Origin of the sequence: Caulobacter sp. NIBR1757 (genome assembly GCF_027912495.1) — a bacterium.
GTDB lineage: Bacteria > Pseudomonadota > Alphaproteobacteria > Caulobacterales > Caulobacteraceae > Caulobacter.
On record NZ_CP115463.1, the window covers coordinates 147,951 to 168,194 of the forward strand.

The 20,244-nt window shown below is 69.1% G+C and carries 17 protein-coding genes and 1 tRNA gene; 13 read left to right on the top strand and 5 right to left on the bottom strand.

The features are described from left to right. From hisH to hisE, 4 genes are read left to right on the top strand one after another with little or no spacing between them, the layout of a single operon-like run. The gene (gene hisH / locus O5I81_RS00735) at window positions 1-636 is read left to right on the top strand and encodes an imidazole glycerol phosphate synthase subunit HisH (protein WP_271067031.1); all 636 of its coding nucleotides are present in this window, start codon (window positions 1-3) and stop codon (window positions 634-636) included. After that, the gene (hisA, locus tag O5I81_RS00740) at window positions 633-1,358 is read left to right on the top strand and encodes a 1-(5-phosphoribosyl)-5-[(5-phosphoribosylamino)methylideneamino]imidazole-4-carboxamide isomerase (RefSeq protein ID WP_271067032.1); all 726 of its coding nucleotides are present in this window, start codon (window positions 633-635) and stop codon (window positions 1,356-1,358) included. The genes hisH and hisA overlap by 4 nt, the downstream gene beginning before the upstream one ends. After that, window positions 1,352-2,119 (top strand): imidazole glycerol phosphate synthase subunit HisF, encoded by a 768-nt coding sequence (hisF, locus tag O5I81_RS00745; protein ID WP_271067033.1) that lies wholly within the window; start codon window positions 1,352-1,354, stop codon window positions 2,117-2,119. The genes hisA and hisF overlap by 7 nt, the downstream gene beginning before the upstream one ends. Further along, on the top strand, window positions 2,116-2,433 hold the full coding sequence (gene hisE, locus O5I81_RS00750; protein ID WP_271067034.1) for a phosphoribosyl-ATP diphosphatase: 318 nt from the start codon (window positions 2,116-2,118) through the stop codon (window positions 2,431-2,433). Before hisF ends, hisE begins: the two co-directional genes overlap by 4 nt. Before the next feature lie 163 nt (window positions 2,434-2,596). Here hisE and O5I81_RS00755 read toward each other — a convergent pair whose 3' ends face one another. The 3 genes from O5I81_RS00755 to O5I81_RS00765 all read right to left on the bottom strand — a co-directional run bounded on the left by O5I81_RS00755 (window position 2,597) and on the right by O5I81_RS00765 (window position 6,818). Next, the gene (locus O5I81_RS00755; protein WP_271067035.1) at window positions 2,597-4,342 is read right to left on the bottom strand and encodes an amidohydrolase family protein; all 1,746 of its coding nucleotides are present in this window, start codon (window positions 4,340-4,342) and stop codon (window positions 2,597-2,599) included. 95 nt (window positions 4,343-4,437) lie between these two features. Next, on the bottom strand, window positions 4,438-4,809 hold the full coding sequence (locus O5I81_RS00760; RefSeq protein ID WP_271067036.1) for a hypothetical protein: 372 nt from the start codon (window positions 4,807-4,809) through the stop codon (window positions 4,438-4,440). Window positions 4,810-4,856: 47 nt separating this feature from the next. After that, on the bottom strand, window positions 4,857-6,818 hold the full coding sequence (locus tag O5I81_RS00765; RefSeq protein ID WP_271069079.1) for a S9 family peptidase: 1,962 nt from the start codon (window positions 6,816-6,818) through the stop codon (window positions 4,857-4,859). Between the two features lie 166 nt (window positions 6,819-6,984). Here O5I81_RS00765 and O5I81_RS00770 point away from each other — a divergent pair, with 166 nt between their 5' ends. The 3 genes from O5I81_RS00770 (at window position 6,985) to O5I81_RS00780 (ending at window position 9,262) form a co-directional block, all read left to right on the top strand. Next, complete coding sequence (locus tag O5I81_RS00770; RefSeq protein WP_271067037.1) at window positions 6,985-8,175, top strand: acetyl-CoA C-acyltransferase; 1,191 nt, start codon at window positions 6,985-6,987, stop codon at window positions 8,173-8,175. A gap of 328 nt (window positions 8,176-8,503) precedes the next feature. After that, window positions 8,504-8,638 (top strand): hypothetical protein, encoded by a 135-nt coding sequence (locus O5I81_RS00775; RefSeq protein ID WP_271067038.1) that lies wholly within the window; start codon window positions 8,504-8,506, stop codon window positions 8,636-8,638. Between the two features lie 57 nt (window positions 8,639-8,695). Beyond that, on the top strand, window positions 8,696-9,262 hold the full coding sequence (locus tag O5I81_RS00780) for a molybdenum cofactor guanylyltransferase (RefSeq protein ID WP_271067039.1): 567 nt from the start codon (window positions 8,696-8,698) through the stop codon (window positions 9,260-9,262). Here O5I81_RS00780 and O5I81_RS00785 read toward each other — a convergent pair. Continuing rightward, a complete protein-coding gene (locus O5I81_RS00785) occupies window positions 9,259-9,444 on the bottom strand; it encodes a hypothetical protein (RefSeq protein ID WP_271067040.1) in 186 nt (61 codons plus the stop codon). The two genes, O5I81_RS00780 and O5I81_RS00785, sit on opposite strands and share 4 nt — an antisense overlap. Before the next feature lie 233 nt (window positions 9,445-9,677). Here O5I81_RS00785 and O5I81_RS00790 point away from each other — a divergent pair, with 233 nt between their 5' ends. From O5I81_RS00790 to O5I81_RS00810, 5 genes are all read left to right on the top strand, one after another. Next, the gene (locus O5I81_RS00790) at window positions 9,678-11,648 is read left to right on the top strand and encodes a penicillin-binding protein 1A (RefSeq protein ID WP_271067041.1); all 1,971 of its coding nucleotides are present in this window, start codon (window positions 9,678-9,680) and stop codon (window positions 11,646-11,648) included. 153 nt (window positions 11,649-11,801) lie between these two features. Then, entirely contained in the window at window positions 11,802-12,479 is a 678-nt protein-coding gene (locus tag O5I81_RS00795) for a hypothetical protein (RefSeq protein WP_271067042.1), read from the top strand. Then, window positions 12,397-14,013, top strand: coding sequence for a DNA polymerase Y family protein (locus O5I81_RS00800; RefSeq protein ID WP_271067043.1), 1,617 nt, complete (start codon window positions 12,397-12,399; stop codon window positions 14,011-14,013). The genes O5I81_RS00795 and O5I81_RS00800 overlap by 83 nt, the downstream gene beginning before the upstream one ends. Then, window positions 14,010-17,324 (top strand): error-prone DNA polymerase, encoded by a 3,315-nt coding sequence (locus O5I81_RS00805; RefSeq protein ID WP_271067044.1) that lies wholly within the window; start codon window positions 14,010-14,012, stop codon window positions 17,322-17,324. The genes O5I81_RS00800 and O5I81_RS00805 overlap by 4 nt, the downstream gene beginning before the upstream one ends. 526 nt (window positions 17,325-17,850) lie before the next feature. After that, window positions 17,851-19,653, top strand: coding sequence for an ATP-binding protein (locus tag O5I81_RS00810; RefSeq protein WP_271067045.1), 1,803 nt, complete (start codon window positions 17,851-17,853; stop codon window positions 19,651-19,653). A 51-nt stretch (window positions 19,654-19,704) separates the two neighbouring features. On the opposite strand, the gene O5I81_RS00815 is transcribed toward O5I81_RS00810, so the two are convergent. Further along, window positions 19,705-19,780: transfer RNA gene (locus O5I81_RS00815), tRNA-Ala, on the bottom strand. Between the two features lie 160 nt (window positions 19,781-19,940). On the opposite strand from O5I81_RS00815, the gene O5I81_RS00820 reads away from it, so the two are divergent. Then, on the top strand, window positions 19,941-20,240 hold the full coding sequence (locus O5I81_RS00820; RefSeq protein ID WP_271067046.1) for a YggT family protein: 300 nt from the start codon (window positions 19,941-19,943) through the stop codon (window positions 20,238-20,240). The last annotated feature ends 4 nt before the right edge of the window (window positions 20,241-20,244 follow it).

Consider the following 20,244-nt stretch of genomic DNA (forward strand, 5'->3'; position numbering starts at 1 on the left):
ATGACCACCGTCGCCCTGATCGACTACGGGTCGGGCAATCTTCGCTCGGCTGAGAAGGCGCTGCTCAAGGCGGCGTCGAGCCTGTCGCGCGCGCCGACGATCCTCGTCACCGGCGATCCGGACGCGGTGGCCAAAGCCGACCGCATCGTCCTGCCCGGCGTCGGCGCCTTCGCCGCCTGCATGGGCAACCTGTCGGCCCGCGACGGCCTGATCGATGCCCTCAACACCGCCGTCCAGCGCGGCGCCCCCTTCCTCGGCGTCTGTGTCGGCATGCAGCTGCTCGCCGACAGCGGCCTGGAGTTCGGAACCACCCCCGGCCTCGGCTGGATCCCCGGTCAGGTTCGTCGGCTGGAGCCGCGCGATCCGGCCGCCAAGGTGCCGCACATGGGATGGAACACTGTGCGTCCCGCCAGCCCGCTGTTCGCCGGCCTCGGCTTCGCGCCACACATGTACTTCACCCACAGCTTCGTCTTCGACCCGGCCGATCCGGGCGACATCGCCGCCACCTGCGACCATGGCGGCCCGTTCGTCGCCGCCGTGGCGCGGGACAACGTCATGGGCGTACAGTTCCACCCTGAAAAGTCGCAAGCCGCCGGCCAGCGCCTGCTCGCCAACTTCCTGGAGCTGACGCTGTGATCCTTTACCCGGCCATCGACCTGAAGGACGGCCGCTGCGTCCGCCTTCTACACGGCGACCTCAGCAAGGAGACGGTGTTCAACGCCTCCCCCGCCGACCAGGCCACAAGCTTCCAGGCCCAGGGCTTCAACTGGCTGCACGTCGTCGACCTCAACGGCGCGGTCGAGGGCCGGGCGGTCAATATCGACGCTGTGAGCGCCATCCTCGAGGCGGTTTCCCTGCCGGTCCAGCTGGGCGGCGGCATCCGCACCCTCGAACAGATCGAGACCTGGATCGAGGCCGGCATTTCCCGCGTCATCCTCGGCACCGTCGCCGTGCGCGACCCGGATCTGGTCAGACGCGCCGCCCGGCTGTGGCCCGAGCAGATCGCCGTCGGCATCGACGCCCGGGGCGGCATGGTGGCCACGCAAGGCTGGCTCGAAACCAGCGACATCGGCGTCGTCGACCTGGCCCGCAAGTTCGAGGACGCCGGGGTCGCCGCCCTGATCGTCACCGACATCGGCCGCGACGGGGCGATGACCGGCGTCAATGTCGAGCAGGTGGGCGAGGTGGCCGACGCCGTCTCCATCCCCGTCATCGCCTCGGGCGGCGTCGCCTCGATCCGCGATATCGAGATGCTCAAGACCCGCGAGGGCGTCCCCATCGCCGGCTGCATTCTCGGCCGTTCGCTCTACGAAGGCGCCATCGATCCGGCGCAAGCGCTGACCCTGGCCGCATGCTGAAAGTTCGCGTCATCCCCTGCCTGGACGTCAAGGACGGCCGCGTCGTCAAAGGCGTCAACTTCGTCGCCCTGCGCGACGCCGGCGACCCGGTCGAGCAGGCCGCCGCCTATGACGCGGCGGGGGCCGACGAGCTGATGTTCCTCGACATCACCGCCAGTTCGGAGGGGCGGGGCCTGATCCTCGACGTCATCGCCCGCACCGCCGACGTCTGCTTCATGCCGGTCTCGGTCGGCGGCGGCGTGCGTAACGTCGAGGACGCCCGTCGTCTGCTGCGCGCCGGGGCCGACAAGGTCAGCGTCAACACCGCCGCCGTGAACGACCCTGACCTGCTGTCCCGCCTCGCCGACGCCTTCGGCAGCCAGGCCGTGGTCTGCGCCGTCGATGCCAAGGCCCGCGGCGACGACGGCTGGAACATCTTCACCCATGGCGGCCGCACGGACACCGGCAAGGACGCGGTGGAGTTCGCGGCGTTGGCTGTGCAAAAGGGCGCCGGCGAAATCCTCCTGACCTCGATGGATCGCGACGGCGCCAAGACCGGCTATGATATCCCCCTGCTGCGCGCCGTCACGGCGGCCGCCTCGGTGCCGGTGATCGCCAGCGGAGGGGCCGGCAACGCCGCCGACTTGGTCGAGGCCGTCCGCGATGGCCATGCCGACGCCGTGCTGGCCGCCTCGATCTTCCACTTCGGCGAGGTCAGCATCCGCGAGGCCAAACAGGCCATGGCCGCCGCCGGCCTGCCGGTCAGACTGGAGGCGGCATGAGCGATCTCGGCGATACCCTGGGCCGCCTGTGGGCGACGATTGAAAGCCGCAAGGGCGGCGACCCGGCCGCGAGCTGGACGGCGAAACTGTTGGCTGACCCAAAGCTGGCGGCGAAGAAGCTTGGCGAGGAAGGGCTGGAGGCGGCGCTGGCCTGCGCGCTCGGCGACAAGGCGAACCTGACCGCCGAAGCCGCCGACGTCCTCTACCACCTGCTGGCCGCGTTGGCGGCCAGCGGCGTCACCCCGGACGAGGTGGCGGCGGTGCTGAAAGCCCGCGAAGGGACTTCGGGTATCGCGGAAAAGGCGTCACGCTAACCTCCCTCCCCGAATGGGGAGGGTAGACGCGCGGTGACGCGCGTCGGGTGGGGAAGTCGGTCACTGACCTTGAAGACCAAGCGCTTAGAAGCCTAACCGGTGGGGCCGGTGACCCACTGCCCCACCCGGCCTTCGGCCTGCCCTCCCCATTCGGGGAGGGAGGTTATTCGGCCGCCAACGCCAGGGGAGCGCTCCGCGCCCCGCGCACCAGCCGCCCGGGCAACGCCCCCGTCGGCTCCCCGTCGCGGTAAGTCACCTCACCGGCCACGATCGTCGCCACATACCCCTCGGCCTTCTGCGTCAACCGCCGCCCGCCGGCCGGCATGTCATAGGCAACACTCGGCGCATGCAGTTTCAGGGCGTCATAGTCGATGACGTTCAGGTCCGCCCGCAGCCCCACCTCGATCAGGCCCCGGTCCAGCAACCCCACCGCCTCGGCGGTGTCGCGCGTCTGCATGCGGATCACCTGCTCGACCGCGAACTTCGGCCCCCGCGTGCGGTCGCGGGTCCAGTGGGTCAGCATGCTGGTCGGGAAGGACCCGTCGCAGATCATCCCGACATGAGCCCCGCCGTCGGACAGGCCCGGCACCGTGTCGCGGTGACCCAGCATCTCGAAAGACGGCGCCAGGCTGCCGTCGGCGTAGTTGAGGAAGGGGTGATACAGCATCCCCCGCCCGCCCTGGCTCAGCATGTGGTCGATGGCCAGGTCTTCCGGCCAGACGCCCATGCCGGCGGCCAGAGCCTTCACGGTCCGCTCCGGCCCCTGCTCGTAGTCGGGGATTTCGCCCAGCAGGTACATGTTGTCCCAGGCCTGCAGCATGCTGCCCCGGAAGGGCCCCTTGGCGTCGCCGCTCTCGCTCAGCAGCCGGGCGCGGAACGCCGGGTCGGCCAGCATCGCGGCCCGCTCGGCCAGCGGCAGATGGGCGATCTCCCTGTAGGTCTCGGTCGGGCTGAACGGGTTCATGGTCAGCTCCAGGCCGAACAGCACCCCGACAGGGCGACCACAGACCTGGGCCTTCATCTCGACCCCCGCGTCGACAGCCTCGGAGACCTTGGCCAGCATGGTCTTGTAGAGTTCGGGCGCCTTGGCGCTCTGGGCCAGGGTGAAGCTCAGCGGCCGGCCGCTCTTCTCCGAGAGCCGGCGGAACATGGCGATCTCCTCGATCGGATCGGGGGCGAAGTCGCTGACCAGCTGCAGCACCCCCTTGCCGGCCGCCTTCATGCCGAGCGCGATGCCCATCAGCTCGTCCTCGCCGGCGTTCAGCGTAGGAGTTGGCTGACCGTCGCTGGTGCGGTGGTTGAGGGTGCGGCTGGTCGAAAAGCCGATCGCTCCGGCCTCCATCGCCCGGCGCGCGATCTCTGCCATCTGGGCGATGTCCTCAGGCGTCGCCGGGTCGCGGTTGGCGCCGCGCTCGCCCATCACATAGACGCGCAGGGCCGCGTGCGGCAGCTGGGCGGCCAGGTCGATGTCGAACACCCGCCTGTCCAGGGCGTCGAGGTAGTCGGGGAAGCTCTCCCAGTTCCAGGGCAGGCCCTCGGTCAGCACCGGGAAGGGAATGTCCTCCACCCCCTCCATCAGCCGGATCAGCCGGTCATGGTCCTCGGGCTTGCAGGGCGCGAAGCCGACCCCGCAGTTGCCCATGACGACGGTCGTCACCCCATGGCCGCTGGAGGGGTTCAGCCGGTTATCCCAGGTCGCCTGGCCATCGTAATGGGTGTGGATATCGACAAAGCCGGGGGTGACCAGCTTCCCGGTCGCATCGATCTCCGTCGCGCCGGCGGGCAGGTTCGGTCGCACCGCCGCGATCAGGCCGTTCTTCACCCCGACGTCGGCGACAAACGGCGCCCCGCCGGTCCCGTCCACCACCGTGCCGCCGCGCAGCACCAGATCGTAGAGGTGATCGGCCATGGTCTCGCTCCCGTACCTTATCGTTGTTCAGGCAGGGTCGGACTCGTTGACCGGCGCGTCAAGCGGCGCCGTGGGGGAAGGCCGTGAGAGAACGGCTACCTCAGCACCGCCCCGGCCGCCCGGCGACAGGTCAGCCGGCCGCAGTCGGCCGGGTTCGCCTCTGGGGAAACGACATAGAGGATGCCCAGCGGACGCCCCTTGCTCTTGGCTTCGATGGCCAGGGTCAGCAGGCCCTCGGTCAAGGGATCGCGGGACTCCACGGCGAAGCGGCGCGGATCCGGCTTCTCTCCGGGCAGGGTCTTGCCGGCGGCGGCGGGGGCCGCGCAGGTGATCTCGATGCGGTCGCGGTAGGCGGCGATCTCGGCGACGGTGCAGTCGGTCCAGGCGCCGCCTTCAGGGGCATCCTGGGCGACAACCGGGGCGGCCGGGACAAGGGCGAGGGCAAGCAGAAGCGGCAGATATTTCATTCCATGACCCTCCTTTCCGCCGACGAATTCGTCAATGGCCGGTGGGATCAGTCGGCCGGATTGTAGCGGGCCAGGAAGTCGAAGGTCAGGGACAGCATCTGGGTGCGGGTCGTTTCGCGGCGCAGGTGATGATCCTCGGCCTCCAGCTCGGCGAACTCCACCGTCTTGCCGGCCGCCTTGAGGGCGTCGCGCATGTCGGTGCTTTGCGACAGCGGCACCACGGTGTCATCGCGGCCGTGCAGCAACAGGATCGGCGCCCGGGCGGCGCCGGCCTGATAGCGGGGCGAGACCTTCAAAAGCCGGTCGGCGTCGGCGACCGGATCACCGATGGCCTTGCTCCAGTAGCGGGTGGCCATGCTTTCGCGACCCCTGGCGTCCCGGCTGTGGCGGATGATGGCCGGCAGATCGCCGACTCCCGCCACCGAAATGGCGCAGCGGTAGAGGTCCGGCGTCAGGGTGGCCCCGGCCAGGGCGGCATAGCCGCCATAGGACGCCCCGACGATACAGACCCGGGCCGGGTCGGCGATGCCCTTGCCGACCACGGCGCCAAGAGCGTCCGACAGGTCCGACTGCATCAGCGCGCCCCACTGGCCGTGGCCGGCTTCCTCGAACACGGCGCCGAAGCCGCTGGAGCCGCGGAAGTTGGGCTGCAGCACCGCATAGCCGCGCGCCGCTAGGGCCTGGGCCCACCAGTCGAAGCCCAGCGTATCGCGCGACGCCGGTCCGCCGTGCGGCATCAGGATCAGCGGCAGGTTCCTGGGCTCCCGGCTGGGCGGCAGGGTCAGGTAGCCGCTGATCTCCAGCCCGTCGCGGGCCGTGTAGCGGAAGGGCTTCATTTCGGCGACGGAGGCCGCTGGCACGGCTGGATAGAGGTCTCCGACCTTGACGGCCTCGCCGTTCGCCAGCCGGACGATCCAGATGCTGCCCGGATCGCCTGGCCCCTCGGCGCTCAACAGCACCGACTGGCGGTCCCGCGACCAGGATCTGGCCCAGGCGCGTTTGCCCGGCAGCAAGGCCCGCGCCTGGCGCTCCATCTCGGCCAGACCGGCGTCGGTCCAGCGGATGCGCTCCTCATCGTCGGCATAGACGTAGCCGACGATGCGGCCGGTGAAGCGGTCCACGACGCCGCCGCTGATGTCATAGCCATCGACGCTGACCCGCGCCGGGCCGATCTGGCCGGTGGTCAGGTCCAGGTCGGCCACCGCCGCCCGCCGGCCCGGACCCTCGATGACCCCGACCAGCCGGTTGGCGTCGTCCTCGAAGCCCAGGGGGGTGAAGCCCTTGATCTCGCCGCCGGCCCCGCTGCTGGTCTGCCGGACCGTGCGCCAGCCGTTCTTGCCGCCGGCGCTGTCGAGAACCTGGATCTGCAAGCTGGGCGTTGGCGGTCCGGTCATCAGGCTGCGGGCACGCAGCCTGCCATCGGGTCCGGCGTACCAGAGCACGGCCCTGGCGACGCCGCCGGCCGGCCTGGGCGCGACATCCAGCCGAACGGCCTTCTTCTCGTTGGGAGCGTCGTACTCGGTCAGGAACAGCGAATGCTTGTCGGCCAGCGCCAGCAGCGGATAGCCCCGCCCCGATCCCATCGGGGACACCACATAGCCCCACAGCTGTTGCTGTTCGAAGATCGGATCCTCGAACCGGCCATAGAGGAAGACCCCGTCGAAATCCTCGGGCGGCTTGCCCTTTTCCGGCGGCAGGGTGACCGTATGTTCGACCACCACGCTCTCATCCGAGACCCAGGACAGGCTCTTGGGTTTGGGCGGCGGGGCATAGGGGAAGTTCAGGCTCAGCGCCGTGGAGAAGGCCGACCGGCGCGTCTCGCCGGGGGTGATCACCACCAGCTCGCGGCCGCCGGCGAACTGGCGGATATAGGCGACCCGCCGGCCGTCCGGCGAAATCTCGGCGAAGGCCATGTAGGGCAGACGGCCGTGGGCCTGCGGCGGCGGCGGCTCGGCTGACCACACCGGACCGCAAAGCGCGGCGACCAGACCGACGACAACGAGAAACACCAGACGCAAGACACCCCCCGGTATGCGCCCCAAAAATAACACCCTGCCCCTGGCTCGCCAACAGTGCAGGTTGACGCGCGCGTGATCTTTCGCAGGTGCGAAGCTTTCCCTAAGGTCGCCGCCGATCCATTCAAACCATCGTTTGAATCCCAGCGAAGAGAACCCCATGCGCGACGCCGTCATCGTATCCTACGCCCGCACCGGACTGGCCAAGTCCGTCCGCGGCGGCTTCAACAACACCCACGGCGCGGCCATGGCCGGCCACGCCATCCAGCACGCGGTCAGCCGCGCCGGCCTCGAAGGGGCCGAGGTCGAGGATGTCATCCTGGGCTGCGGCGGGCCTGAAGGCGCCACCGGCATGAACGTCGCCCGCAACGCCGCCATCTGGGCCGGCCTGCCGGTGACCACCAGCGGCACGACCATCAACCGCTTCTGCTCCTCGGGTCTTCAGGCCATTGCTTCGGCCGCCCACTACATCAAGAACGAAGGCGCCGATGTCGCCGTCGGCGGCGGCGTGGAATCGATCTCGCTGGTCAACGCCGGCGGCCATATGAACCGCTTCCACATCACCGAAGAAAAGCTGATGGAGATCAAGCCGGCCCTGTGGATGGCGATGATCAACACCGCCGACATCGTCGCCAAGCGCTACAATGTCGCCCGCGACTACCAGGACGAATACGCTCTGCGCAGCCAGCAGCGCATCGCCGCCGCCCAGGCCGCCGGCCTGTTCAAGGACGAGATCGTCCCGATGGCCACCAAGATGAAGGTGGTCAACAAGGAAACCAAGGAAGAGAGCTTCGTCGACTACGTGGTCGATCGCGACGAGTGCAACCGTCCCGACACCACCCTGGAAGGCCTGCGCTCGCTGCAGCCGGTCATGGGCGAAGGCAACTTCGTCACCGCCGGCAACGCCAGCCAGCTGTCGGACGGCGCCGCCGCCGTGGTGCTGATGGAATCGAAGGAAGCCGAACGCCGCGGTCTGAAACCCCTCGGCCGCTTCAAGGGCTTCGCCGTCGCCGGCTGCGAACCGGACGAAATGGGCATCGGCCCGGTCTTCGCCGTGCCGCGCCTGCTCGAGCGTCATGGGCTGAAGGTTGATGACATCGACCTGTGGGAACTGAACGAAGCCTTCGCCTCGCAGTGCCTCTACAGCCGCGACACCCTCGGCATCGACCCTGAGAAGTACAACGTCAACGGCGGCTCGATCGCCATCGGCCACCCCTTCGGCATGACCGGCGCCCGCTGCGTCGGCCACGTGCTGATGGAAGGCCAGCGCCGCAAGGCCAAGCTGGCGGTGGTCACCATGTGCATCGGCGGCGGCATGGGCGCCGCCGGCCTGTTTGAAGTGTTCAGCTAAACACCCCCCAGCGTCATCCCGGACGCCCGCAGGGCGATCCGGGACCCAGGGGTGACAGAGCGCGAATAGTTGAGCCGGGGCCCCTGGGTCCCGGCTCTTCGCTTCGCTCCGGCCGGGATGACGGGGTTTGTGGTTTGGATCAATAACCTCCATCCCTCTGTCGCTTGGCCGACACCGTCAACACCTTACGGGACTTGGGGTCGGCGCCGAAACCACACGGATTCAGCAAACTAAATTGTCTGGCGTCTTCATCCGGAACGACAGCGTTTGCGTATCGTTAAGGCGGAAGGCGTCATTGTGGCGCCCGACTGAATGGAACGATAACGCCATGGCCGTCAGGGCCCTCTTCGCCGCCGCCGCTGTCTTCGCCATCGCCTTGGCGATGCTGCTGCCCGTGCCCGGTTCGCAATCCCGCCAGGCCCATGCCTCGCAGATCGAAACCATGGACCTGGGCCACCACTAGGCGGCCCGCCTTCCCAACTTCATTGCCCTCGCCCCGCCGCCGTGGTCGCTTCGCGCCATGATCAGGGCTGCTGACATCGTCGGGCTGGTTCTCGCCGGCGGCCGCTCGCGTCGCTTCGGGTCCGAGAAGGCTATCGCGCCCTACGAGGGCCGGCTGTTGCTGGACTGGTGCCTGGAGCCGCTGGCTGTTTGCCGCTTGCGGGCGATCAGCGCCGGGCGGGGATCGGGGGCGGCCGCCAGGGCCGGGGTGCTTGGACTTCCGGTGCTGCCCGATGCGCCGGGCGATCCGGACGGTCCCCTGGCCGGGGTTCGCGCCGGCCTCGTCTGGGCGCGGCAGGCCGGCGCCGGCTGGCTGGCCACGGCGCCCTGCGACACCCCCGACCTTCCGGGCGATCTGGTCGCCCGGCTGGCGGAGGCCTCGGCCGGTGGTCCCGGCGCCTATGCCGTCAGTCCCGATGGCCGCCAGCCGCTCTGCGCGCTCTGGTCGGCCGACCTGCTGGCGCCGCTGTCCGCCATGATCGCCGACGGTCATCCGCCTGTCCGCGACCTACAGGACCGGCTCGGTCTGCGCCCCGCGGTGTTCGCGGAGGCCGACGCCTTCCGGAACCTCAATCAGCCTCTTTAGAAACCGCCCACGGCCCGCAACCGGGCGATTTCCAGTTCCAGCTCCCGCTCGCGCCGGGCGGCCAACCGCGCCTTGCGGTGCTCGCTGCGCCAGCCGAAGACCAGGGCCGCCAGGGACATCGCCGCCAAGGCCGTCCTGCTTCTCGGCGCCTGCGTGCTCGCTGCATAATCCATCGCGCTCATGATCCCGTCCTCCCTGACGGTTGGCGTTGCTGACGGATGCAGTTGGGCAGAGGCAAGCTGACCGGCGCATGAATGGAAAACCGCTGGTTTCCGTCAGCTTTGGAGCCTCTGCACGGGCCGTGGACATGCAGGCCCCATAAAGGCCCCGTTCCTCGGGCCTGTTGAGGATGGAGCCGCCGGGGCTGGTGAGATAGAACCGGCTCAATCTGCGTTGAAACTTGAAGACGGACACCATGGCGAACGCACAGGCGGGCGGAACCGGCGCTCGGCGCACCCCGCTGCAGGCCTTCCTCTACTGGGGCATGGTCATCGGCGTCTGGGGGCTGATCTTCCTGGTCGCCTTCCTCGCCGTGTTCGCCATCGACCTGCCCGATGTCTCCAAGCTCAATGACGTCACCCGTCAGCCTTCGATCTCCTATCTCGATCGCTCCGGGGCCCTGATCGCCGTGCGCGGCAGCCAGTACGCGCCCCCCGTCGATCTCGACAAGCTGCCCGACTATGTGCCGAAAGCCTTCCTGGCCATCGAGGACCGGCGTTTCTACTACCACCCGGGCTTCGATCCCCTGGGCATGGCCCGGGCCACGGTCGCCAACGTCAAGGCCGGCCGAATCGTCGCCGGCGGCTCGACCATCACCCAGCAGCTGGCCCGCAACCTGTTCCTGACCCTCGACCAGAACTGGCGGCGCAAGGTGCAGGAGCTGATCCTCGCCGTCTGGCTGGAGGTGAAGTTCTCCAAGAAGGAGATCCTCGCCCTCTATCTGAACCGGGTCTACTTCGGGGCCGGCGCCTATGGCATCGAGGCCGCCTCGCAGCGCTATTTCAACAAGCCCGCCTCCAGGCTGACGATCGGCGAATCGGCCCTGCTGGCCGGGATGATGAAGGGCCCGTCGCGCTATTCGCCGGTCTCCGCCAAGGAGCGGGCCGCCAAGCGGGCCAACGTCGTGCTCGACGAGATGGTCCGCACCAAGGCCATTACCCCCGAGCAACGGGCCGAGGCGGTCAAGGCGCCGGTGCGGGTTTCCTCGGTGCTGGCCAACCAGCGGGCGCAGTATTTCACCGACTGGATGGATGGCCAGGTCCGCGCCCTGGTCGGCGAACCGACCGAAGACCTCTATGTCGAAACCACGCTGGACCTGCCGATCCAGGCCGCCGCCGAACAGGCCGTGCGGGCCGGCGCGGCCAGGAACAAGGCGGCCGGCGTGCAACAGGCGGCCCTGGTCGCCTTGGACGCCGAGGGCCGGGTGCGGGCCTATGTCGGCGGCGTCGATTACACCGAAAGCCAGTTCGACCGCGCCTCGGTCGCCCGCCGCCAGGCCGGGTCTGCCTTCAAGCCGTTCGTCTATCTGACCGCCATGGAACAGGGGCGAAACCCCAATGTCATGGTCGTCGATGAGCCGGTGAAGATCGGCAATTGGGAGCCGAAGAACTACACCGGCAAGTACCTGGGCTCGATGACCCTGGAGACGGCGCTGGCCCAGTCGATCAACACCGTCGCCGCCCGGCTGGCCAACGAGGTCGGCACCGGCAACGTCGCCTCGACGGCGCGGCGGCTCGGCATCACCTCGAAGATCCAGCTCGATCCGTCGATGGCGCTGGGCGCGGTCGAGGTCAGTCCGCTGGAGATGGCGGCGGCCTACGCCCCCTTCTCGAACGGCGGCTTCAAGGCCCGCGCCTGGGGCATCAGCCGCATCCGCACCGCCTCGGGCAAGGTCCTCTACGACCACAACCTCGAAAAGCGCGGCCGCCAGACGGTGATCGGCTCCCCGGCCCTGCCCTACATGAACCAGATGATGCGCAAGGTGGTGACCAGCGGCACCGGGACCGGCGCGCGGGTTCCCGGCTTCGACATCGCCGGCAAGACCGGCACCACCAGCGACTACCGCGACGCCTGGTTCGTCGGCTACACGGGCGGCTTCGTGGTCGCGGTCTGGACGGGCAAGGACGACAACACCCCCATGCGCCGGGTGACCGGCGGCGGCGCCCCGGCCCAGATCTGGAAGAGCTTCATGGCCCAGGCCTTGCCGCGGCTGAAAGCCCAGACCATTCCGGGCGGCGTCATCGCCCCGCCGGAAGAGACCCCCGACCCGATCGGCGACATCATCTCCGGCATGGGCATCGGCGGCGACGATCCGCCCGACCCGCAGCCCAGGGCCCCGACGCCGGATGCGGACAAGGCCCGGCCGCCGGAAGAGATTCCGTTCTAAAGCGCGCAGCGCGCCCTTCTCCCGACAAGCGGGAGAAGGAATCGAGACTCTTCGGGCAACCCTCTGGATTCCTTCAAGGAGTCTGAAATCGGAGGAAACCGGAGTCTTTTCCGCGCCTTGACTCTCGCGGAAATCGGAACAAAACATGAACTCATGGTCCCACTCTCGACCCTTTCCGAACCTTGCGCCAACCCCGCCCTCGCCCCCCGCGCGGCGCGTCTGGGGCTGGAAGAGGCCTGGGGCGAGGGCGCGCCGGGGCGGGTGGCGGCGACGCTGTTCGGCCTCACGCGGGCGGCCGAGGGGGATGAGCGGCCGGTGGTCATGGCTGCATCGTCGGTCTGGCTGCGCGAGCAGGGCGGCTGGTTCCGTGACGGGCTGAAGATCGCCGGCCTGCCCGACAACCGGCTGCTGTTCATCGAGACGCCGAGGGACACCCAGACCCTGTGGGCGCTGGAGGAGTGCCTGAAATCCGACGCCATCGCCGGGGCGGTGGCCGCCGCCGACGCCATCAGCCTCCTGGCCAGCCGCCGGCTGGACATGGTGGCCCGGCAGGCGGGCGCCACCTGCCTGTTGCTGCGCACCCAGCCGGCGAAGGACATCAGCGCCGCCCGCCGCCGCTGGTCGATCGCCCCCGCCCCGTCCGCCCCGCATCCCTATGACGACGAGGCCCCGGGCGCGGCCCGTATCGCGGTGACCCTCACCCGCAGCCGGGGCGAGCCGCCCGGCGACTGGATCCTGGAGTGGGACGATGAAGCGCATCGTTTCCGTCTGGCTGCCGGACTGGCCGATCACGGTCTGGTCCCGGATGGCCGGTCGGTCGTCGCCGCCTGACGACACCCCCTTCGCCCTCGTCGAGAAAGGCCCCCATGGCCTGGTGCTGTCGGCGACCAACCGCGCCGCCCGCCGGCTCGGCCACGCCATGGGCCAGGCCCATGCGGACGCCAAGGCGGTCAGTCCGACCCTGATCACCCACCCCGCCGAACCCGACCGCGACGCCGAGGCCCTGCGCCTGCTCAGCCTCTGGGCCGAGCGCTACTCTCCCTGCGTGGCCATGGACGCCGCCTCGCCGGGCCGCGAGGGGCTGCTGATCGACATGACCGGAGGGGCCCACCTGTTCGGCGGCGAGATCGCCCTGCTGACCGACATGGCCGTGCGGCTGAAGGCCGCCGGCATCCCCGCTCGCCTGGCCATGGCCGACACCGCCGGCGCCGCCTGGGCCCTGGCCCGCTTTGGTCCGCGCGATACCCGCCGGCTCGTGCCGGCCGGCGGCAATCGCACCGCCCTGGCTCCGCTGCCGGTCGTCGCCCTGCGGCTGAACGATGCCGATGTGAAGCTGCTGTCGCGGCTGGGCCTGCGGACCATCGGCGACCTCATGGCCCTGCCGCGGTCGGGCCTGGCCCGCCGGTTCCGGGGCGAGGCGGGCCTCGGCCTGGTGCGGCGTCTCGACCAGGCCCTGGGGGCCGAGCCGGAAATCCTCGAGCCGATCCGCCGCCCGCCCGTCTGGCGGGTCTGGCGCACGGTGCTGGAGCCGCTGATCGATGCGCCCGGCATCGAGACGGTGCTGGGCGACCTCGCCCCCAGCCTCGCCGAAAGCCTGGAGCGCGACGGCCAGGGCGCGCGCCGCCTGACCCTGACCGCCTTCCGGACCGACGGCCGCGCCACCCATCTGTCGGTGGCCCTGAGCGCCCCCTCCATCCGCCCGGCTCACCTAGTCAAGGTGCTCAAGGAGCGCGGGCTGGAGCATCTCGACCTCGGCTTCGGGGCCGACGCGGTGATGCTCAGCGCCGATGTCGTCGAGCCCTTGACCGCCATCCAGTCCGATCTCGACAAGGGCCGCGACGGCGACCAGCGCCTGGCCCTGGCCGCCCTGCTCGACCGGCTGGGGGCGCGGCTGGGCGAGACCGCCGCCTTTCATCTGGAAGCCAAGGCCAGCTGGCTGCCCGAACATAGCCAGGCCCGCCGCCCGGCCGGGGAAGGGCCGCCGGTCGCCGCCGAGCCGCCGCCGTTGCCCGATCGCCCGCTGCTGCTGCTAGACCCGCCCGAGCCGGTCACCGTGCCCCTGGCCAGCCTGCCGGACGGCCCGCCGGCCAGCTTCGTCTGGCGCCGGGTGACGCACCGGGTCAGCCGCGCCCAGGGCCCCGAGCGACTGTCGGCCGAATGGTGGAAGCCTTCGAAACGGCCGTTGCCGGAACGCACCCGCGACTACTACCGCGTCGAGGACCGCGAGGGCCGCCGCTACTGGCTGTTCCGCGAGGGGCTGTACGAGCGCGAGGACCAGGCCGTGGAACCCCCGGCGCCGGGCGAGACGCAAGGCCGCCTGATCGACCGCCCCCCCGGCTGGTGGATGCACGGGGTGTTCGCATGACCTACGCCGAGCTCGACGCCATCACCAACTTCTCCTTCCTGGAGGGCGGCTCGCACCCGGCCGAGATGGTCTCCCAGGCCCAGTATCTCGGCATGAGCGCCATCGGCATCGCCGACCGCAACACGCTTGCCGGGGTGGTGCGCTGTCACCGCGAGGCCAAGCGGGTCGGCATGCGGCTGCTGATCGGCTCGCGGCTGGTGTTCAGCGACGGCGCGGTGCTGGTCGTCTATCCGCGCGACCGGGCCGCCTACGGCCGCCTGTGCCGGCTACTGTCGCTCGGCAAGAGCGAGATCCTCGGCGACACCCACGGCGACCGCACCATCAAGGGGGAGTGCCGCCTGACCTTCGAACAGGCGCTGGATTACGCCGAGGGCCTGGTCGCCATCGCCCCCGCCCCGCGCGTCGTCGACGCCGCCTTCGCCGCGCGCCTGCGCGACTGGGCCAGCCGCTGGCCGGACAAGCTCTATCTCGGCGCCAATCCCCTCTACGACGGCCGCGACCGGGCCCGGCTGATCCATCTGTCGCGGCTGGCCGACGCGGCCGGGGCGCCCATGCTGGCCACCAATGCGCCCCTCTATCATCACTACGACCGACGTCCGCTTCAGGACGTGCTGACCTGTATCCGCGAAGGGACCACCGTCGATGAGGCCGGGTTCAGGCTGCAGGCCAACGCCGAGCGCTACCTGAAATCCCCGGCCGAGATGGCCCGGCTGTTCCGCGGCCATGAAGGCGCGCTCGCCCGCTCACGCGAGATTCTCAAGGCCTGCACCTTTTCCCTCGACGAGCTGTCCTACCACTACCCGGACGAGCCGGTGCCGCCCGGCAAGAGCCCTGACCAGCACCTGTCCGACATGGCCTGGCAGGGGGCCCGCTGGCGCTTCCCCAAGGGCGTGCCCGAGAAGGTCAAGGCGACCATCGCCAGGGAGCTGAAGCTGATCGCCGAGCGGCAGTACGCCCACTACTTCCTGACCGTCCACGACATCGTCAAATGGGCGCGCCAGCCCACGGGTCAGGCGAACACCAAACCCATTCTCTGCCAGGGGCGCGGCTCGGCGGCCAATTCGGTGGTCTGCTACTGCCTGGGCATCACCTCGGTGAATCCGACCGAGATGGACCTGTTGTTCGAACGCTTCGTCTCGGCCCAGCGGGACGAGCCGCCGGATATCGATGTCGACTTCGAGCACGCCCGCCGCGAGGAGGTGATGCAGTACATCTACCGCCGCTACGGCCGCGATCGGGCGGCGATCTGCGCCACCGTCATCCACTACCGCCCGCGCTCGGCCATCCGGGAGGTCGGCAAGGCGCTGGGCCTGACCGAGGATGTCACCGGCGCCCTGGCCGGGACGGTGTGGGGCAGCTGGGGCGCGGAGGTCGAGGACCGCCATGCCGAGCGGGCCGGCCTGTCGAAGGAGGAACAGCGGATGAAGCTGGCCCTCGACCTGACCCGCGAGCTGATCACCTTCCCCCGCCACCTGTCGCAGCACGTCGGCGGCTACATCCTCACCCAGGGGCCGCTGGTCGAGCTGGTGCCGGTCGGCAACGCGGCGATGGAGGACCGCACCTTCATCGAGTGGGACAAGGACGACATCGATGAGCTGAAGATCATGAAGGTCGATGTCCTGGCGCTGGGCATGCTGACCGCCATCCAGAAGGGCTTCGACATGATCGAGGCCTTCTACGGCAAGCGCTGGGATCTGGCCTCGGTGCTGGGCGAGACCGACACCACGCCGGTCTACGACATGCTCTGCCGCGCCGACTCGCTGGGCGTCTTCCAGGTCGAAAGCCGGGCCCAGATGGCCATGCTGCCGAGGCTGCGGCCGCGCGTCTTCTACGACCTGGTGGTCGAGGTGGCGATCGTCCGGCCCGGGCCGATCCAGGGCAACATGGTCCACCCCTATCTCGCCACCCGCGCCGCCAAGCGCGAGGCCGAGGCCAGGGGCGAGGTCTATGAGATCGCCTTCCCCAAGCCTTCGCCGCCGCATGATCCGGACGAGCTGAAGAACATCCTGAACAAGACCATGGGGGTGCCGCTGTTCCAGGAACAGGCGATGCGCATCGCCATGGAGGCGGCCGAGTTCACCGGCGACGAGGCCAATGGCCTGCGCCGGGCCATGGCCACCTTCCGCCACAACGGCACCATCCAGAACTATGAGGAAATGCTGGCCGGGCGGATGAAGGCGCGCGGCTATGACCCCAAGTTCGCCGACGACTGCTTCAACCAGATCAAGGGTTTCGGCGAATACGGCTTCCCGGAGAGCCACGCCGCCAGCTTCGCCCTGCTGGTCTATGTCTCGGCCTGGATGAAGTGCGTCCACCCGGACGTCTTCTGCGCCGCCCTGCTCAACAGCCAGCCGATGGGCTTCTACGCCCCGGCCCAGCTGGTCCGCGACGCCCGCGAGCACAAGGTCGAGGTGCGTCATCCGGATATCAACGCCAGCGACTGGGACTGCACCCTCGAGCCGCGTCAGGGCCAGGCGCAATGCGCCCTGCGGCTGGGGTTCCGGCAGATCGACGGCTTCCGCGAGGACTGGGGCAAGACCATCATGGCGGCCCGCGCCGTCCGTCCCTTCGCCTCGATGGACGATCTGCGCCTGCGGGCCGGGTTGCCGGCCCGGGCCCTGGAACTGCTGGCCGCCGCCGACGCGCTTGGCTCGCTGGAGCTCAGCCGGCGCGGGGCCCTGTGGGCGGCGCGCGGGCTGCCGCGCTCCGCGCCCCTGCCCCTGTTCGCCCAGGCCGGGGTGGCCGAGGAGGACGGGCCGCCGCCGGCCGGCCTGCCCGCCAGCTCGCCGTCAGAGGACGTCGTGCATGACTACGAGAGCATCCGCCTGTCGCTGAAGGACCATCCGGTGACCTTCCTGCGCGATCGGCTGGCCCGGGCCGGCGCCATTCCGGCGAACCGGGTGAACACCGACCCGGCCGGCCGCAAGACCGCCGTCGGCGGGGTGGTGCTGGTGCGCCAGCGGCCGGGGACGGCCAAGGGGGTCTGTTTCATCACCCTGGAGGACGAGACCGGGGTGGCCAACATCGTCGTCTGGCCCAAGGTCTTCGAGGCTTTCCGGCCGGTGATCATGGGCTCGCGGATGATCCTGGTGCGCGGCAAGCTGCAGCGGGCCGAGGGCGTCACCCATCTGGTCGCCGAAAGCCTCGAGGACTGGACCTGGTCGCTGGGCCTCCTGTCGGCCGAGCCGCTGAAGACCGTGCCGGCCCATGGCGACGAGGCTGCGTCCAGCGCTCCTGGCCGGGGCGAGGATCACCGCATGCGCCATCCACGCGACGTGCGCGTCCTGCCCCGCAGCCGCGACTTCCACTGACCGCCTTCCCGGACCGGGCGCGGCCGAACGTCGCCTTCGCAGCCGCCCTCGAATCATGCTCCGTTGGTCCCGCAACTCTCAGGGAGGCAGCGCGTTCAGACGCTGGAGGGACTGCAGATGAAAGATGTCATGTACTGGACGCTCGGGGTCCCGACCCTCTGTATCCTCGCGCTTGCGGCGCTGAAGCTGATGGGCGCCTAGAGGCTCTTCCTACCCGCAGCACCGGACAAGGGCCGTTCCATGGTGCGGCCAGCGCGCTCTGTTGGACGACACACGCCTGTCGTCGGGGTTTCGCCCAAAATGTGCCAGTCGATCCAAACAAAGAGCAGCTAACGCAGCATTCGCGATCGAATGCCAAAACGAATAACCGCCGCGAATTCTCAAGACTGATTACCCATACAGCGTAATCAGCGCCTTCGATTGGCTCACTTTGTGCGCCCATCGCGCCGTTCACCTCTCTCCTTTGCCTCCGGTTAATTGAAGTGCCGCAAGAGCTGCCGCGGACAACAATGAGGCAGGGGTTCCCATGCGGGACACGGAAGGCGGCATCGCCGCGGCGGGCCGGCCCGCCAGGGCCATGGCCGACGTCTATCGGCCGGTGGTGCGCGGCTACGTCCTGGCGGCGGCCATCTATTACGCCGTCATCAGCGTTTCCCATCCCTTCTACGAGACGGGATCGACCCTGGTCGCGCTCGAAGGCCTGTCCTTCGCCGCCTCGGCATCCGGCTTCTATTTCTGGTGGACGCTGGGCCGGAAGACCGTTCAGAGCCGCTGGCTCCTGGAGCTGGCGGCCCTGGGCGTCAATGCCCTGTTCATGGCCAATGTCGTGGCCTACCAGATGGCTCACTTCGAGGCCCCAAAGCTGGTCTATTTCGTCCTGATGGCGTTGGTCTTCGCGACCTCCGCCCCCAGCCTTCGGGTGGCCTACTCCAGCTCGGCGGCGGCGATTGTCGGACTGGTGATCATGGCCCAGCGCGCGCCCCATGATTTTGCCGGCCAGTACGTCTTCATCGGCGTCGCGGCGGCCTTCGCGGCTGTCGGCATCGCCACCTTGATGCGCGGAGCGATCCGCCGCGAGCTACAGGCGCGCCTGGCCTCGGAGGCGCTCAATCGAGACCTCGAGATCAAGCTGGCCGAGATCGAGCGCCTGCGCGCCGAAGCCCAGGCTCTGGCGACCCGGGCGCAGGCGGCGGATCGCGCCAAGTCGGAGTTCCTGGCCACCATGAGCCACGAAATCCGCACGCCCCTGAACGGTGTTCTTGGCATGGTCGAGGTCATGGATCGCTCTCCCCTGCCGCCCCGGCAGCGAGAACGGTTGACGATCGTCAGGTCATCCGCCCGCAGCCTGCTGCAGTTGATCAACGCGGTCCTCGACATCTCCAAGATCGAGTCGGGCAAGATGGAGCTTTCCCCCTCCGTCTTCAGTCTCGCGAACCTGACCGACGGCCTTGGCCGGCTTTATGGCGGCATCGCCGCGGAAAAGGGCCTGTCGCTGACCCTGGTCCGGGACCCGGACCTGGCTGACAGCCGCTTCGGCGACGAGGTTCGGCTCCGCCAGATCATCAGCAACCTGATCTCCAACGCTCTCAAGTTCACCGACGAGGGCGCCATCACCGTCGAGGTCGGCGGCGACCAGACCGTCCTGCGCGTCCGGGTCAGTGATACCGGGATGGGAATTCCGGAGGATCTGCGAGAACACATCTTCGAGCGGTTTGCCCAGGCCGACAGCTCGAGCACCCGACGCAGCGAGGGATCCGGACTGGGCCTGGCGATCTGCAGCGAACTGGCCCATCTGATGGGCGGCGAGATCCGCCTCCTCCCCGCCGACGGCCCCAAGGGAAGTCGCTTCGAGTTTCAGCTGAGCATGCCGGCCGCCGCCGAAGCGGCCGACCCGGTCGATGCCGCCCCGGATGAGACGGTGGCGGACGCGCAGTCGCTCAGAATCCTGATCGTCGATGACAACGCGACAAACCGGATGGTGCTTTCGGCGCTTCTGGGCGAGCTGGGAATCAGCGCCTCGGCAGCCTGTGACGGCGTCGAGGCGGTCGATGCCTTCGTCGCCGAGCCCTGGGACATCATCCTGATGGACATCCACATGCCCAACATGGACGGCATGAGGGCCTGCCGCGCGATCCGTGATCTGGAAGCCGCCGAAGGTCGCGACAGGACACCGATCATCGCCGTCACCGCCAGCGCCCTCACCCACGAGACCGAGCGCTATCGGGCCGCGGGCATGGACGGCTGCCTGCCCAAACCCATCGAGATCGAGCGCCTGATCACCGAGCTTCAGCTGGCCCTGACCCCTATCAACCGGTCCGTGGCGGCCTGAGAGACCCTCAGGTCTCCTGATTTCCTGGATAAACCGGGGTCATCCTGACCCTGGTGGAGCCGAGGGGAGTCGAACCCCTGACCTCCTCATTGCGAACGAGGCGCTCTACCAACTGAGCTACGGCCCCCTCCCAGGATGAGGGAAGGGCGGCACATACGGCGGGGGGGCTTGGGCTGTCAAGGCGGGCGCAATAACTTGGCGGCGCGACAAGTTCTGCGGGGCGCACATTGCCGCCGGGCCCGACGCTCACTAGGTTCCGGGTCAATACGCAACGGAGACGCGCCCACATGGGTATCGCCATCGTCTGGCTGGTCAACCAGGTCATCGGCCTGATCATCCTGGTGCTCATCGTCCAGGCGGTGATCAGCTGGCTGGTCGCCTTCAACGTCATCAACCTGAGCCACCCGTTCGCCCGCAACGTGGTGAGCTTCCTGGACGCTGTCACCGACCCGATGCTGCGGCCGCTGCGGCGCGTGGTGCCACTGCTGGGCGGCGTCGATATCACCCCCATCGTACTCATCCTGCTTCTGGGCTTTGTGCGGGTGCTGTTCAACGCCACCATCGCCAGGGCCCTGTACGGCTTCTGACGTC